12 protein-coding genes and 17 tRNA genes (1 of these 29 only partly in view) are annotated in these 12,544 nt (G+C 51.7%); 21 read left to right on the forward strand and 8 right to left on the reverse strand.

Annotation, left to right across the window (positions count from 1 at the left end):
• Positions 1 to 22: 22 nt before the first annotated feature.
• The 6 genes from nagE to NSQ24_RS00360 form a co-directional block, all read right to left on the reverse strand.
• Positions 23 to 1,462, reverse strand: a complete 1,440-nt coding sequence (gene nagE / locus NSQ24_RS00335; protein ID WP_003392719.1) for an N-acetylglucosamine-specific PTS transporter subunit IIBC — start codon at positions 1,460 to 1,462, stop codon at positions 23 to 25.
• A 178-nt stretch (positions 1,463 to 1,640) separates the two neighbouring features.
• On the reverse strand, positions 1,641 to 3,359 hold the full coding sequence (gene ptsP, locus NSQ24_RS00340) for a phosphoenolpyruvate--protein phosphotransferase (RefSeq protein WP_003392720.1): 1,719 nt from the start codon (positions 3,357 to 3,359) through the stop codon (positions 1,641 to 1,643).
• Positions 3,360 to 3,385: 26 nt separating this feature from the next.
• Entirely contained in the window at positions 3,386 to 3,649 is a 264-nt protein-coding gene (locus NSQ24_RS00345) for an HPr family phosphocarrier protein (protein WP_003392722.1), read from the reverse strand.
• Complete coding sequence (locus tag NSQ24_RS00350) at positions 3,646 to 4,155, reverse strand: PTS glucose transporter subunit IIA (protein ID WP_003392724.1); 510 nt, start codon at positions 4,153 to 4,155, stop codon at positions 3,646 to 3,648. Before NSQ24_RS00350 ends, NSQ24_RS00345 begins: the two co-directional genes overlap by 4 nt.
• A gap of 155 nt (positions 4,156 to 4,310) precedes the next feature.
• Positions 4,311 to 5,174, reverse strand: a complete 864-nt coding sequence (locus NSQ24_RS00355; RefSeq protein WP_319800745.1) for a transcription antiterminator — start codon at positions 5,172 to 5,174, stop codon at positions 4,311 to 4,313.
• 300 nt (positions 5,175 to 5,474) lie between these two features.
• The gene (locus NSQ24_RS00360) at positions 5,475 to 5,975 is read right to left on the reverse strand and encodes a ribonuclease H-like YkuK family protein (protein ID WP_003392728.1); all 501 of its coding nucleotides are present in this window, start codon (positions 5,973 to 5,975) and stop codon (positions 5,475 to 5,477) included.
• 137 nt (positions 5,976 to 6,112) lie between these two features.
• Between NSQ24_RS00360 and NSQ24_RS00365 the strand changes: the two genes are divergently transcribed.
• Together NSQ24_RS00365 and tadA are read left to right on the forward strand one after the other, a co-directional pair.
• Positions 6,113 to 6,712, forward strand: a complete 600-nt coding sequence (locus NSQ24_RS00365) for a nitroreductase family protein (protein ID WP_024985347.1) — start codon at positions 6,113 to 6,115, stop codon at positions 6,710 to 6,712.
• A complete protein-coding gene (tadA, locus tag NSQ24_RS00370) occupies positions 6,709 to 7,206 on the forward strand; it encodes a tRNA adenosine(34) deaminase TadA (protein WP_003392733.1) in 498 nt (165 codons plus the stop codon). Before NSQ24_RS00365 ends, tadA begins: the two co-directional genes overlap by 4 nt.
• On the opposite strand, the gene NSQ24_RS00375 is transcribed toward tadA, so the two are convergent.
• Positions 7,197 to 7,937, reverse strand: coding sequence for a pseudouridine synthase (locus NSQ24_RS00375; protein ID WP_003392735.1), 741 nt, complete (start codon positions 7,935 to 7,937; stop codon positions 7,197 to 7,199). The genes tadA and NSQ24_RS00375 overlap by 10 nt on opposite strands.
• 142 nt (positions 7,938 to 8,079) lie before the next feature.
• On the opposite strand from NSQ24_RS00375, the gene NSQ24_RS00380 reads away from it, so the two are divergent.
• Together NSQ24_RS00380 and NSQ24_RS00385 are read left to right on the forward strand one after the other, a co-directional pair.
• Positions 8,080 to 8,168: transfer RNA gene (locus NSQ24_RS00380), tRNA-Ser, on the forward strand.
• A gap of 343 nt (positions 8,169 to 8,511) precedes the next feature.
• Positions 8,512 to 8,757 carry an S-layer homology domain-containing protein gene (locus NSQ24_RS00385; RefSeq protein ID WP_339166962.1) on the forward strand — a complete coding sequence of 82 codons (246 nt, stop codon included), beginning with the start codon at positions 8,512 to 8,514 and terminating at the stop codon, positions 8,755 to 8,757.
• 189 nt (positions 8,758 to 8,946) lie between these two features.
• On the opposite strand, the gene NSQ24_RS00390 is transcribed toward NSQ24_RS00385, so the two are convergent.
• Positions 8,947 to 9,432 (reverse strand): DinB family protein, encoded by a 486-nt coding sequence (locus NSQ24_RS00390; protein WP_003393390.1) that lies wholly within the window; start codon positions 9,430 to 9,432, stop codon positions 8,947 to 8,949.
• Between the two features lie 136 nt (positions 9,433 to 9,568).
• Between NSQ24_RS00390 and NSQ24_RS00395 the strand changes: the two genes are divergently transcribed.
• The 17 genes from NSQ24_RS00395 to NSQ24_RS00475 form a co-directional block, all read left to right on the forward strand.
• Positions 9,569 to 10,528, forward strand: a complete 960-nt coding sequence (locus NSQ24_RS00395; protein ID WP_339166964.1) for a YafY family protein — start codon at positions 9,569 to 9,571, stop codon at positions 10,526 to 10,528.
• A 252-nt stretch (positions 10,529 to 10,780) separates the two neighbouring features.
• Positions 10,781 to 10,873 (forward strand) — tRNA-Ser (locus NSQ24_RS00400).
• A 4-nt stretch (positions 10,874 to 10,877) separates the two neighbouring features.
• Positions 10,878 to 10,954 (forward strand) — tRNA-Glu (locus NSQ24_RS00405).
• A 6-nt stretch (positions 10,955 to 10,960) separates the two neighbouring features.
• Positions 10,961 to 11,036 (forward strand) — tRNA-Val (locus NSQ24_RS00410).
• 184 nt (positions 11,037 to 11,220) lie between these two features.
• A tRNA-Met gene (locus NSQ24_RS00415) sits at positions 11,221 to 11,297 on the forward strand.
• A 5-nt stretch (positions 11,298 to 11,302) separates the two neighbouring features.
• A tRNA-Asp gene (locus NSQ24_RS00420) sits at positions 11,303 to 11,379 on the forward strand.
• A 40-nt stretch (positions 11,380 to 11,419) separates the two neighbouring features.
• Positions 11,420 to 11,495, forward strand: a tRNA-Phe gene (locus NSQ24_RS00425).
• Positions 11,496 to 11,514: 19 nt separating this feature from the next.
• Positions 11,515 to 11,590, forward strand: a tRNA-Thr gene (locus tag NSQ24_RS00430).
• Positions 11,591 to 11,597: 7 nt separating this feature from the next.
• Positions 11,598 to 11,682, forward strand: a tRNA-Tyr gene (locus NSQ24_RS00435).
• 9 nt (positions 11,683 to 11,691) lie between these two features.
• Positions 11,692 to 11,767, forward strand: a tRNA-Lys gene (locus NSQ24_RS00440).
• A gap of 17 nt (positions 11,768 to 11,784) precedes the next feature.
• Positions 11,785 to 11,871 (forward strand) — tRNA-Leu (locus NSQ24_RS00445).
• A gap of 3 nt (positions 11,872 to 11,874) precedes the next feature.
• A tRNA-Gly gene (locus NSQ24_RS00450) sits at positions 11,875 to 11,950 on the forward strand.
• 153 nt (positions 11,951 to 12,103) lie between these two features.
• Positions 12,104 to 12,180: transfer RNA gene (locus NSQ24_RS00455), tRNA-Arg, on the forward strand.
• Positions 12,181 to 12,204: 24 nt separating this feature from the next.
• Positions 12,205 to 12,281 (forward strand) — tRNA-Pro (locus tag NSQ24_RS00460).
• A 15-nt stretch (positions 12,282 to 12,296) separates the two neighbouring features.
• Positions 12,297 to 12,379 (forward strand) — tRNA-Leu (locus NSQ24_RS00465).
• A gap of 7 nt (positions 12,380 to 12,386) precedes the next feature.
• Positions 12,387 to 12,460, forward strand: a tRNA-Gly gene (locus NSQ24_RS00470).
• A gap of 9 nt (positions 12,461 to 12,469) precedes the next feature.
• Positions 12,470 to 12,544: transfer RNA gene (locus NSQ24_RS00475), tRNA-Ser, on the forward strand (it continues 14 nt past the right edge of the window).

Here is a 12,544-nt window from a genome sequence, read left to right on the forward strand (position 1 = left end):
TTCTTCCAGCCCTTCATCTGTTTTACAGTTTCTTGATTTCGTCCTTCAGCACCTCGGACTGAGTGCCAAAAACCACTTGCACGCTGCCCTGTCCCAGCTTCATGACACCGGCAGCCCCCAGATCCTTCAATCCCTTTTCATTGACGATCTTGTCATCCTTCAGCACCAGACGCAGACGTGTTATGCACGCGTCGACGCTGACTACGTTTTCCTTGCCGCCGATCAGAGAGAGAACGGCCTGGGCTTTATCATGCATGGACGTATTCCCCGCCTTTTTCTCAGTCTCTTCCTCATCATCTTCCCGTCCCGGCGTTTTCAGGTTGAATTTGACGATGATGAAGCGGAACAGGAAGTAGTAGACGACCGCAAAGGCAAGACCGATCGGGATGATCAGCCACGCGTTTGTAGAGAAGTGGAAATTGACCAGATAGTCAATGAGACCGGCCGAGAAGCCGAATCCGTGCTTGATGCCCAGAGACGTCACGATGAAACCGGAGAGTCCGGTCAAAACAGCATGCACCAGGTACAGCAATGGTGCCGCGAACATGAAAGCAAATTCAAGCGGTTCCGTGATTCCTGTGAGAAAAGAAGCGAGCGCCGCACTCATGAAAACCGAGGCGATCATTTTGCGCTTCTCTTTTTTAGCCGTATGAATAATGGCAAATGCTGCGCCGGGAAGAGCAAACATCATGATCGGAAAGAAACCGGCCATAAACATCCCGGCTGTTTTGTCACCGGCAAAATAGCGGTGCAAGTCCCCGTGAGCCACGTTGCCGGCCGCATCGGTAAACGAGCCGATCTGGAACCAGGCAATCGCGTTGAGTACGTGATGCAGGCCAAACGGGATAAGCAGACGGTTGAAGAACATGAAGATTCCGGACCCGATCGCACCCAGACTGACCACCCAGTTTCCAAACATATCGAGAACGTTCTGGATCGGAGCCCAGATCATCCCGAGAACGAGGCCGATCACGACCATGCTGAGCGAGGTGATGATTGGCACAAAGCGTTTGCCGCTGAAAAACCCGAGCCAATCCGGCATCTTGATGTCGTGATACCTGTTGTAGAAGAATGCCGCAATCGCACCGGCCAAAATACCGCCGAGAACGCCCATTTTCAGCACGACGTTATCGTCGATGAAAGGCATCGCAGCCGGCACTTTAGCCAAAATGCCGACCAGCACCTGATAGGCCATGACCGCCGCCAATGCCGCGACCGCATCGCCTGCCAGACCGATGGCGACACCCACAGCGAATATCAGGGCCAGGTTGTCGAGGATGGCCAAACCTCCCGCATGGAGAAACGGAGCTACGTATTGATTGAGGAAGCCTCCCACCGTCGCACCGAGCGGAATGTTCTTCTCGTAGTCGAGAAGCCCGAAGGAAACCAGAAGTGCGGCCGCCGGCAATGCCGCGACTGGGAGCATGAGCGCTTTCCCAATCCGTTGCAGAAAAGCTAGCATAATAATACCTCCTTGTTGAATGTTGTATATCAGAAAGCCGTTCTCCGGTGAGAAAGTGATAATGGATGGACAAAAGCAGGGCGTACCGGAGAATCGGACTGCCTGACGAGACTAAAAAGACAGCTACAGGAAAATGCATATGACTGCAAGCGCTTACAAGAGACAGGGACAAAACAGGTTATTCTGTTTTGTCGCGTAGATAGGAGTAGACCTCCTCTGTGCTGGAAAGCGAGAGTACGTGCCGTGCTACCTGTTTAGCCTGATCCATCGTGGTGCTGCGGATGCGCGCCTTTACCTTCGGCATGACGGCTGCTGCTCCGCTAAACTCATTCAGCCCCATTCCCAACAACAGCTCGGTTGCCAGCGGATCACTGGCCATTTCCCCGCAAAGCCCGGTCCAGATCCCTGCCCGGTGGGAGGCGTTGATGACGTGTGAGATCAGTCTCAGAACCGCCGGATGGTAGTAGCTGTACAGGTGGGCGATGTTCTCATTCATGCGGTCTACAGCCAGTGTGTATTGAACAAGATCATTGGTTCCGATACTGAAAAACTGCACCTCTTTGGCAAAGGCGTCCGCCTGAAGGCAAGCGCCGGGAATTTCCATCATCATCCCGATGGCGATCTCCTCGTCAAACGGGGTTCCGCTCTTCCGCAGTTCTGCTTTGACCTCCTCCAGGAGCCGCTTGGCTTCGCGAAGCTGTTCCAGATGAGAAATCATCGGGAACATGATCAGGAGGCGGCCGTACGCGCTCGCCCGAAGCAAGGCTCTTAGCTGGGTGCGGAACAGCTCCGGCCGAGCAAGCGAGATGCGGATAGCCCGGAAACCGAGAAAAGGATTGTCCTCCCGGGGCAGAGCCAGTGCAGGCAGATGTTTGTCTCCCCCTACATCCAGCGTCCGAATGATGACAGGCTTTCCTTGAAACGCGGAGACCACGCGCTGATAAGCGGTAAATTGCTCTTCTTCATCCGGCAGATTGGACCGGTCCATAAACAGGAACTCGGAGCGGAACAGTCCGACACCATCGAGACCGGACGCGACCAGTGCCTCTGTTTCCTCGGGAACCGCCATGTTGGCCACGACATGCACGCGATGACCGTCCAGTGTGACAGCCGGCAAATCCTTCAATGCCTCCAGCGTTTCCCGGTCGGCCGCTTCCTGTTCCGCCCTTTCCCGGAAAGAGGCGAGCTGTCCCTCATCGGGATCGAGAAACAACTCCCCTGTAGCGCCGTCGAGAATCATCAGCTTGCCTGTTTCCGCAGCAGTCAAAAATGCCTCTCCGCCGCCCATTACGGCAGGAATGCCAAGCGAGCGGGCCAGGATCGCGGCGTGAGAAGTGGGGCCGCCTTTTGCAGTGGCGATGCCTTTGACATGGCTGAGCGGGAGCTGAAGCGTTTCCGAAGGGGTGACATCCTCGGCAACCAGGATGAACGGTTCTTCAGGATAACCGATGGAATGGCTGTCACCGCCCGACAAGTTTTTCAGCAGGCGGCGGCTGACGTCGCGAATGTCATCCGCCCGTTCTTTCATATAGTCGTTGTCCATGCCCTCAAACAAAGCGACAAACTCCCCGGCGACCTGCTGGACTGCGGCCTGGGCCGAACAGAGTTGGTTCTCGATGCGGGCTTTCATTTCGCCTGTAAATGACGGATCATCCAAGAAGGCGATATGGGCAGACAGGATTTCCGCCTTCTCAGGCCCCAGCTGATCCAACGCTTTTTCCTTCAGTTGGGATAGCTGTTCTTTGGCCAGCTCGATACTTTGCTCCAGGCATTGCCATTCTTCCGTTTTGCGGCTGGGATCAATCTTTTCATCGTTTGCCGCGACCGCAGGCTGGGCCGTCAGTCTGGCGATTGGAGCTATCGCGATGCCGGCCGAGACCGGGATTCCTTTAAACATACTGGTTCACCGTCCTGGCTCATCAATTAGCTTTCGAATTGCTTATCGAACAGTTCCTTGAGCGCGGCAGCGGCTTGCTCTTCGTCCGCACCTTCAATTTCAAATGTCAGCCGGTCTCCCAGGGAAGCACCCAACGTCATGATGCCGAGAATGCTTTTCCCGTCCGCCTTCTTTTGATCTTTGATCACCGTGACTTTGGATTGAAACTGTCCTGCTTTGTTGACCAAGAGGGCTGCAGGACGAGCGTGCAGGCCACCCTCGGCTGTGACATGTACGTCAAAACGAATCATGATGCTCCTCCTTTGACGATCACCTGCATGAGAGGCTCCTGGCCTGCCCGCACGCTACCGGTTGACACGACTTTTTTCTCGGCGACCAGATCGCCGTTGGTAATCACGACCGGAGTAACGATCGGGCAGCCCGCTTTCTGGAGGACATCCAGGTCAAAGCTGATCAGCTTGTCGCCCGGTTTTACCTGATCTCCGGCTTTGACATGGGGAGTAAATCCCTCTCCTTTCAGCTTGACGGTATCGATGCCGATATGAAGCAAAATTTCCAAGCCGCTTTCGCTTGTCAGCGCGATGGCATGATGAGTCGGGAACAAGTGAGTGACACTTCCTGCCAAAGGCGATACCAACACGCCTTCAGTCGGAATAATGGCTGCACCGTCACCCACCACCTTCTGGGCAAAAACGGGATCGGGCACTTCGGTCAAAGCAACGACCTCGCCAGTCAAGGGGGCCAGTAGCGTCACTTCCTGCTGCTGTTTTTTACGAGAGAACAAACCGCGTAACATAAGCTCCTCCTTTTGCGTCTGAGAGTACGAAAAAAGGCATGAGTCGGGAAACATACGGCATCCTTACTATGCCGTACGATATCACCGCTCATGCCTAGTCGAACTAGTAACACGCTGGTTTTTCATGCTATTTTGCTTTTCTTAAAGACGAAGGCTTATTCGGTCGGCTGATTGGTCAGCCGGAATACATGCATGGCCATGTACCCCACTTCGTCATCCGGCACGGGGGAATCCAACCGGGAAGCAATGTGCCGGGCCAGCTCTTCCGCCAGCTCGTAGGAATCGGGAATGGTGGCTTTGACCCGATCCAGCAGGGGGTTTTGAATGGATTTTTGCTGGCGGATGCGTTCACAAGCATAACGCAGATGTGTGATCAAGCGGACGTAATCCACTGTACTTCGCTCAATCGTTTTTCCCGTACGCTCTTCGATAATGCCGACGAGCTCCGTAATCAGATTGGTAAACTGGACGGCTTTATTAACCGGCATATAACTGATCGCAGAGTGAATGTGCAAGGCCAAAAAGCCGATCTCGCTCTCGGGAATATCCAGCGAGAAGGAGGATTTGATCATGTCGGCTGCCCTTTTGGCCAGCGCAAACTCTTTGCTGTATAGCGTTTGGATTTCAAATAAAAACGGGTTGACGATTTCCATGCCGTTGCGCAGGCGGTAGATGGCAAACTGGATGTGGTCGGGCAAGGCGACATGGATATGCTCGTTCAGCTTCGGAGTAATTTCCTTGGCGATCAGCGCGATGATTTCTTCGGCAATGCCGACGACAGCCGGGTCTACCTGACTCAGCACCGTATGGTATTGCTGCTGGTGACTTTCATTTTCCAAGCGGAAGCGTTTTTCCACACGTGCGTCATGGGGAAGAATGGTGTTCCCGGGTTTGGCGCCAAATCCGATCCCTTTGCCGAACAAGACAATTTCCTGTCTGGAAACAGGCTCTTCGGCAAGCACGACGTTATGATTCAAAACGCGCGTGATTGTATGAGGTTTTTCCTGTTCACGGGTCAACATCCACCACCTACCTTATAAGACAAAAAAGAGCCGAAAAAACCTTTTTGTGTAAAAAAGATCTTCTCGGCTCATGCCTGCATGACCAGTAACACGCCTTTTGAAAACGCTTCAATTAATCATTATCATAATGCACGAAAAAACGAATGTCAATTCATTTGCAAATGCGCTCCGGGAAAGGAGCCGCGGCAGGAATGAATGGGCGGATAAACGAATATGTCAAACAGGGAGGGCCTCATTCTTTCCGTAAAAAAAGCGGAACGCATCAGAGCGAACCGCATGGAGATTGAGTAGCTCATCCTACTTGGTAAACTTGTCGGCAATCGTTGAGGCGCAAAACGAGTACGGCTTGATTTCGGCCCGGAAGTGATTGGTTTCCGCTAGGCTTAGCAGTTGTTGGATAAACTTTCGGGTAGGGCCGTTTTTTCCAATGTCAAAATGGAGGCGAATCGGTAAGTCGATTTCGTGCTCACGCAAGTATTGGCGCAGCTCGGAGGCGAGGTTTACCGCGTACATCGCTTCCTGAAAAATGCGCTGCTGCAGTGACGTATACCGTCGCTCCTGAAATTTGTGGTAAAAAAACATGCCGCCGCGCCCTTGTTGAATCAGCGTAATGACAATCGCAAAAAACGTCCCCCGGCTGCGCAACTGGGAGTCCGCTCCGACAATCAATTCGTAGGTTCCGTTATTTGTGGATACGGTTTGCTCGATGTTGGAAAACACGTCAGCCTTGTCCAGAAGCCCCCGCGATGGACTGTGAAATCGGTCAAACAGAACGGGGCTTTCATAGGTTAATCCCACTCACATCCCCCCTCGGTAGAGGTATGATTACATTCGTTCGCTTACACTGTTAATGTATGTAATCATGCGGAGAGTATGTGAGTGAGGAAGACCAAACTGTTATGGATCATCAAAAATAAAGTATGGAGGGACAAAAAATGACGAAATCTCATTTCCCTGAGGTCGCCGAAAACCGAAGTGCGGCGTATGAAATTGACCCTGTTTTCCTTAACAGATGGTCTCCGCGGTCTTTCAAGGAAGATCAGGTGCCGGATGACGTTTTGTTCAGCCTGTTTGAAGCAGCGCGCTGGGCGCCGTCCGCGAGCAATGAGCAGCCGTGGCGATTTATCGTTGCCCGGACAGCGGAAGACAAACAGCGGTTTTATCCGTTCATCGCCGAAGGGAATCGCATCTGGTGCGAAAAGGCTCCTGTATTGGCTTTGATTCTGTCCAAGACTGTAAGCGGACGGGGTACTTTCAATCGCGCCCATGCTTTCGATGCGGGAGCAGCCTGGGGCTATCTGGCTCTGCAAGCAACCAAACTAGGCCTGATCACCCATGCCATGGGCGGCTTTGACCCGGAAAAAGCGAAAGAGGTACTGGGAGTTCCGGATGACTACGAGCTTCATGCCGTGATCGCCATCGGGTATCAGGGGGAAAAAGAAGCGCTGCCTGAGCAGCTGCAGGAGCGGGAAAAGCCGTCTGGCCGCCGGGAACTGTCGCAAACCGTATTTGAAGGAGTATTTGAAGAAAAGTGAATAAAGAGCAAAGCATACACGAAGGCGATCATGAAAAATACATGAGAGCCGCAATGCAAGAAGCGGAGAAAGCGGCAGCACTGGGAGAGGTGCCAATCGGGGCGGTCATCGTCCGGGATGGAGAAATTGTCGGACGGGGCTTTAATTTGCGCGAGACCAAAAAGGACCCGACACTTCACGCTGAGATGATCGCGATCCGGGAGGCGAGTGCCCGCTTGGGAGGATGGCGGCTTATCGGATGTACGCTGTACGTCACGCTGGAGCCGTGCCCGATGTGTGCGGGAGCGATTGTCCAAAGCCGGATCGAGCAGGTCGTATACGGAGCAAGGGACCCCAAAGCGGGCTGCGCGGGGACGTTGATGAACCTCCTCGACGAGCAAAGGTTCAACCATCAGGTGCCTGTTATTGAAGGAGTGCTGGCCGAGGAGTGCGGCCAAATGCTCAAGAGCTTTTTCCGTGGATTGCGCAAAAAAAGGGGGCTCCCTCAGGATTGAGCGGGCCCCTCTTTTTGTGTATAGGCTTTCAGGAATTCCATTTCCTCATCGGTTAATTCGCGGTACTCGCCTGGCTTGAGTGATTCATCCAGCCGGATGGGGCCCATGCGAATGCGCTGCAGGTAAATAACCTCCAGGTCAAAGGCGGCAAACATCCGTTTCACCTGATGGAATTTTCCCTCCATGATCGTGACGCGAATTTCGGAAATTTCCCCGGAGGAGAGCACCTCCAGCTTGGCGGGAAGGGTCGTAAAATCCTCCAGCTCTACACCGCGGGCGAATTCCTGGACATGGGTCTCGGTCACACGTCCTTGGATGCGGGCAAAGTACTCCTTGTCCACCTTCTTTTTCGGCGAGAGCAGATTATGAGAGAGCTGCCCGTCGTTGGTAAGCAGCAGCAAGCCTTCCGTATCGATGTCCAGACGGCCTACCGGGAAAACCTTGATCGCCCATTCATAAGGAAGCAGATCGACAACCGTCTCATGCAGATTGTCTTCCGTTGCGGAGACGACGCCTGGCGGCTTGTTCAGCATGATGTAGAGCCAACGCTTGTAGTTGATGGGTTCGCCGTCTACGCTGATCTCCTGTTCCTCCGGTACGACATGCATGCCGGGATCGGTCGCAACGGTGCCGTCGACGACAACGAGCTTTTGTTTCACCAATTGCTTGACTTCCTTGCGGGTACCAATGCCCATGTTGGCCAGTACCTTATCTAAACGTTCTCGCTTCATGCGAATTCCCCGTTTCTGTTCGTGATCAACTGTGCTTTTCTTATATTGGCCCAATGACCTCAGCAAATCAAGGGGTGCCAATGATTTACTCTTGCACAACAAAAAAATTTCTGCTATATTTATTTTTGTTTCCTGACATAGTGGAGAGATACCCAAGTGGTCATAAGGGGACGCACTCGAAATGCGTTAGGCGTCGTGAGGCGTGCGTGGGTTCGAATCCCACTCTCTCCGCCTTAATAATGACTTTGAATCGGTCGATGGATCGATTGTTATAGAAGGAAAGCATAAAATGGTCGCAATGGCTGTTTTATGCTTTTTTATTAGTAAAACGGCTTGATCTGAAAAGAGTCAGTAAATATTTGGGAATTGTTACAAAACGCGGCGGAGACCGTGATAAAGACCGCGATAATGGCCGTGATAAAACGGATGAAGGTCACTTCGGCTTCTTCACGGGTAGCAACTCCGGTCAAACGGAAGTAAAGCCTAGCGAGCCAACCAGCCCGACCAAGGGTGAAGTAACTGGCGACCGCACAGGCTACTGAAAGGCTTTCCAATCGGAAAATTCGACCCAGCCATGGATGTTTCGGCAGATCACTGGGCTACACAGATCATCGCTGCGGTAAGCAAAGCAGGTTTGATGACGGGGTACCCAGATGGTACATTCCATCCTGAAAAGACCTTGACGCGAGCAGAAACGGTTACTATCATCAATCGCTTGGTGAACGGTACACAATTAAGCGCCGTAAGTGGACAAAGCTGGCCAGATGTACCTCCAACTCATTGGGCATACAAGGATATTGAAGCAGCAACCAGAAAGTAACATACTCAGAAACAAACACGAAAAGACCGGAGTGCATATTCATTATGCCCCGGTCTTTTTCTATGTCCATATATCAAGCCTTTTGTTCAACCTCGACCAATCCCAATATCCAGTCACTATGAGTCGTCATGGGCTGTTTATTTCAATCAGCGGAGCACACGAAGGGCGATTATTAGCCCGTCAATCCGGTTAGTACAAGTCAAACATATTGACGTCATGTCCAAGCAGCTTCAGATAAGTGAATAGCTGACTGCGATGGTGTTGTGCGTGAGTTGCAATTTCAATCAGCCATTTTGCTTGAACAGAGCCGTGCTCCAGGTAAAACGGCGTCGTCTTTTTCTGCAAAAAATCCTCGTCTGACAGCCCTTGCATGTAATCCTTCAGATCATCCAAGCCGCTCGTCATTTGTTCAATCAGCTCTTCAGGAGCAGAAAGCGCGGATATTTCCGATTCCAGCTGGCGAATAACTTCTTGGGGATTTTCTTTGAGAATGAGCAGATCGACAGAGGGGATCGCTACCAGATGTTCAACCAGCTCCCTTAATGTCCGCATCTGATCAGTTGGCTTGTACTCCCATTGATCTTGTTCGATGCGGCGGATGAGATTTGAAGTCGTTCTGACGATCAGCTCCAATTCCTCGAATAACAGTCCCTTGATCTCGTTCACTGCGTTCATTTTTCTTCCTCCCATCGGTAATCGTACTTTTACCTCAATGTCTATGTCTGAAAAAGTTCGCTATAGGAGGAAGTGTAACGTATAATAGTGACAGGTTTTGTCATCATTATCATTTTATTTTGTTCAGGAGGACAGCATGCCCAAATCCAAACGGCTCATGGAACTGATGATGACGGTTAACCGCAAACGCAAGTTTACTGTCAAGGAGCTGGCCGATCAGTTTGAGGTATCTACGCGGACGATCTTGCGAGACCTTCAGGAGCTTAGCGAACTGGGTGTCCCGCTGTACTCTGAGGTAGGACCGCATGGCGGCTATCAGGTGCTAAGCGAGCGGGTGCTTCCACCGATTGCATTTAAGGAGGATGAAGCAGTCGCCATGTTTTTTGCCAGTCATGCGCTGCGTCATTATTCCTCTCTTCCTTTTGAAACACAAGCGGCTTCCGCCTTGAACAAATTTTATTTGTACATGCCCGGGGATGTACGAGATCGAATCGACCAGATGAAAAACCGCGTCGACATAGTGGCTCCTACCCGGCAAAAGCCGGTCCGGCATCTGTCTGTTCTGTTGGACGGAGCCATTTGGCAAAAAGTGATTAGCATCGACTACGAATCTCGGGAAGGCGGATCTATTCGTCATATTCAGCCAGTGGGAATATATGCACGAAACGGCTACTGGTATTGTCCGGCGTACTGCTTTTTGCGGGAGGATTTTCGCTTGTTCCGAGGAGATCGCATCCGCTCAGCGGAATACAGTTCGTCAGATGTGGCACCATTAGATTTAAAGCATGTGCATCTGGGGAATTGGGAGGAATTTACCCGGAAAAAGATCGAATGGACACGGATGTATGTGGTTTTGAGCAAAGAAGGTGTTCAGAGGTGTGAGGCGGAGCTGTGGAAAGTGCCAAACCTGCACATAGCTGAAGACGGCTCCGGCACGATTGACGGGATGATTCCTACGAGTGAAATCTCCTTTTTTGCCGATTTCTTTCTCGGATTAGGCAGGAATGCTGTAGTGAAAGAACCGGTAATAATGGTACAGCTAATAAGAGAGAGGCTTCAGGAGATGATAGAGATGTACGATTCCGATATTCAATAGGGTTAAAAATTAAGCAAATCAAAGGGCAGTCAAGTTTTCTTGGATTACCAGCTTTTTTATCTTGCTTTGTAGGTTTTCAATTTGTATAATAATAGAGTTGACGTTCACATGAGCTACAAACTTTAAACTTCTTTTAAAAAATCTATTGATTTCTGATAAAGAGTGTGCTAACATAGGAATTCCGTGAGGGGTTAAAAGTTCAAAGCGAATGCAAACCTTATCTCGGATTTACAATCTATTTTGATTCTATATGGATGGATGTCCGAGTGGCCGAAGGAGCACGATTGGAAATCGTGTAGACGGGGATGACTCGTCTCGTGGGTTCAAATCCCACTCCATCCGCCATCATGGCCCGTTGGTGAAGCGGTTTAACACAGCAGCCTTTCACGCTGTCATTCAGGGGTTCGAATCCCCTACGGGTCACCATAATTTGGAGGCTTAGCTCAGCTGGGAGAGCATCTGCCTTACAAGCAGAGGGTCGGCGGTTCGATCCCGTCAGCCTCCACCATATGCTTTATTCGTAGCTATCGGTAACGGGATCTCACCGTTCCGGTTCACCCTCGAAGAAGCGCAAAGGAGTATTGCTCGGGCACTTCAGATCTTGCTCGCATGTGAAGAGTAATCGACGCAGTGTCGCAAGTGGAAGCGATCCCGTCAGCCTCCACCATTTATATAAAATATATAAAAATCGTCGCGGGATGGAGCAGTCTGGCAGCTCGTCGGGCTCATAACCCGAAGGTCGCAGGTTCAAATCCTGCTCCCGCAACCAAATATGGAGCTGTGGTGAAGTTGGAGTTCACGCCGGTCTGTCACACCGGAGGTCGCGGGTTCGAGTCCCGTCAGCTCCGCCATTTATCCCTTGAGGATAGCGTTTGCGGATTAACATTATTCGGCTCGGTAGCTCAGTCGGTAGAGCAGAGGACTGAAAATCCTCGTGTCGGCGGTTCGATTCCGTCCCGAGCCACCATTATGAAATACAACACCATGCCGGTGTAGCTCAATTGGTAGAGCACCTGACTTGTAATCAGGGGGTTGTGGGTTCAAGTCCTATCGCCGGCACCACTTTTTTGGGGAGATAGCGAAGAGGCTAAACGCGGCAGACTGTAAATCTGCTCCCTATGGGTTCGGCGGTTCGAATCCGTCTCTCCCCACCATTTTAGTTTGAGCCATTAGCTCAGTTGGTAGAGCATCTGACTTTTAATCAGAGGGTCGAAGGTTCGAGTCCTTCATGGCTCACCAGTTTCTTTCATTCATATGCGGTCGTGGCGGAATTGGCAGACGCGCTAGATTCAGGTTCTAGTGGTGGCAACACCGTGGAGGTTCAAGTCCTCTCGACCGCACCATATGCGGACGTAGCTCAATTGGTAGAGCGTCGCCTTGCCAAGGCGAAGGTCGCGGGTTCGAGCCCCGTCGTCCGCTCCATGATGCGTACGCAGGTCTCTCACCCGTGCCGGGTTTACCCTCGTGGTAAAACACGAAGAAATGCTCGGGTACTTCAGATCTGGCTACGCAAAGAAGAATGTTCGACGAGGTATTGCCAGTGGAAGCGAGCCCCGTCGTCCGCTCCATATATATGTGCCCTTAGCTCAGCTGGATAGAGCGTTTGACTACGAATCAAAAGGTCGGGAGTTCGAATCTCTCAGGGCACGCCATTTTAACCCTTAATAATGAGATGTCGGGAAGTAGCTCAGCTTGGTAGAGTACTTGGCTTGGGACCAAGGGGTCGCAGGTTCGAATCCTGTCTTCCCGACCATGTAATTTCATATTTGCCGGTATGGCGGAATTGGCAGACGCGCGCGACTCAAAATCGTGAGGGAAACCGTGGGGGTTCAAGTCCCTCTACCGGCACCATTCTTATGCGGGTGTAGTTCAATGGTAGAACTCCAGCCTTCCAAGCTGGTCGCGTGGGTTCGATTCCCATCACCCGCTCCATTTTTATGCGGAGGGATACCGAAGTGGTCATAACGGGGCGGTCTTGAAAACCGTTAGGGTGCAAGCCCACGGGGGTTCGAATCC

The organism is Brevibacillus sp. FSL L8-0520 (genome assembly GCF_037963895.1).
Taxonomy (GTDB): Bacteria; Bacillota; Bacilli; order Brevibacillales; family Brevibacillaceae; genus Brevibacillus; species Brevibacillus borstelensis.

Coding starts and splice junctions, on each gene's coding strand:
- nagE (WP_003392719.1), bottom strand. CDS start 1,462: ATGCTAGCTTTTCTGCAACGGATTGGGAAAGCGCTCATGCTCCCAGTC.
- ptsP (WP_003392720.1), bottom strand. CDS start 3,359: ATGTTTAAAGGAATCCCGGTCTCGGCCGGCATCGCGATAGCTCCAATC.
- NSQ24_RS00345 (WP_003392722.1), bottom strand. CDS start 3,649: ATGATTCGTTTTGACGTACATGTCACAGCCGAGGGTGGCCTGCACGCT.
- NSQ24_RS00350 (WP_003392724.1), bottom strand. CDS start 4,155: ATGTTACGCGGTTTGTTCTCTCGTAAAAAACAGCAGCAGGAAGTGACG.
- NSQ24_RS00365 (WP_024985347.1), top strand. CDS start 6,113: ATGACGAAATCTCATTTCCCTGAGGTCGCCGAAAACCGAAGTGCGGCG.
- NSQ24_RS00375 (WP_003392735.1), bottom strand. CDS start 7,937: ATGAAGCGAGAACGTTTAGATAAGGTACTGGCCAACATGGGCATTGGT.
- NSQ24_RS00385 (WP_339166962.1), top strand. CDS start 8,512: ATGGATGTTTCGGCAGATCACTGGGCTACACAGATCATCGCTGCGGTA.
- NSQ24_RS00390 (WP_003393390.1), bottom strand. CDS start 9,432: ATGAACGCAGTGAACGAGATCAAGGGACTGTTATTCGAGGAATTGGAG.
- NSQ24_RS00395 (WP_339166964.1), top strand. CDS start 9,569: ATGCCCAAATCCAAACGGCTCATGGAACTGATGATGACGGTTAACCGC.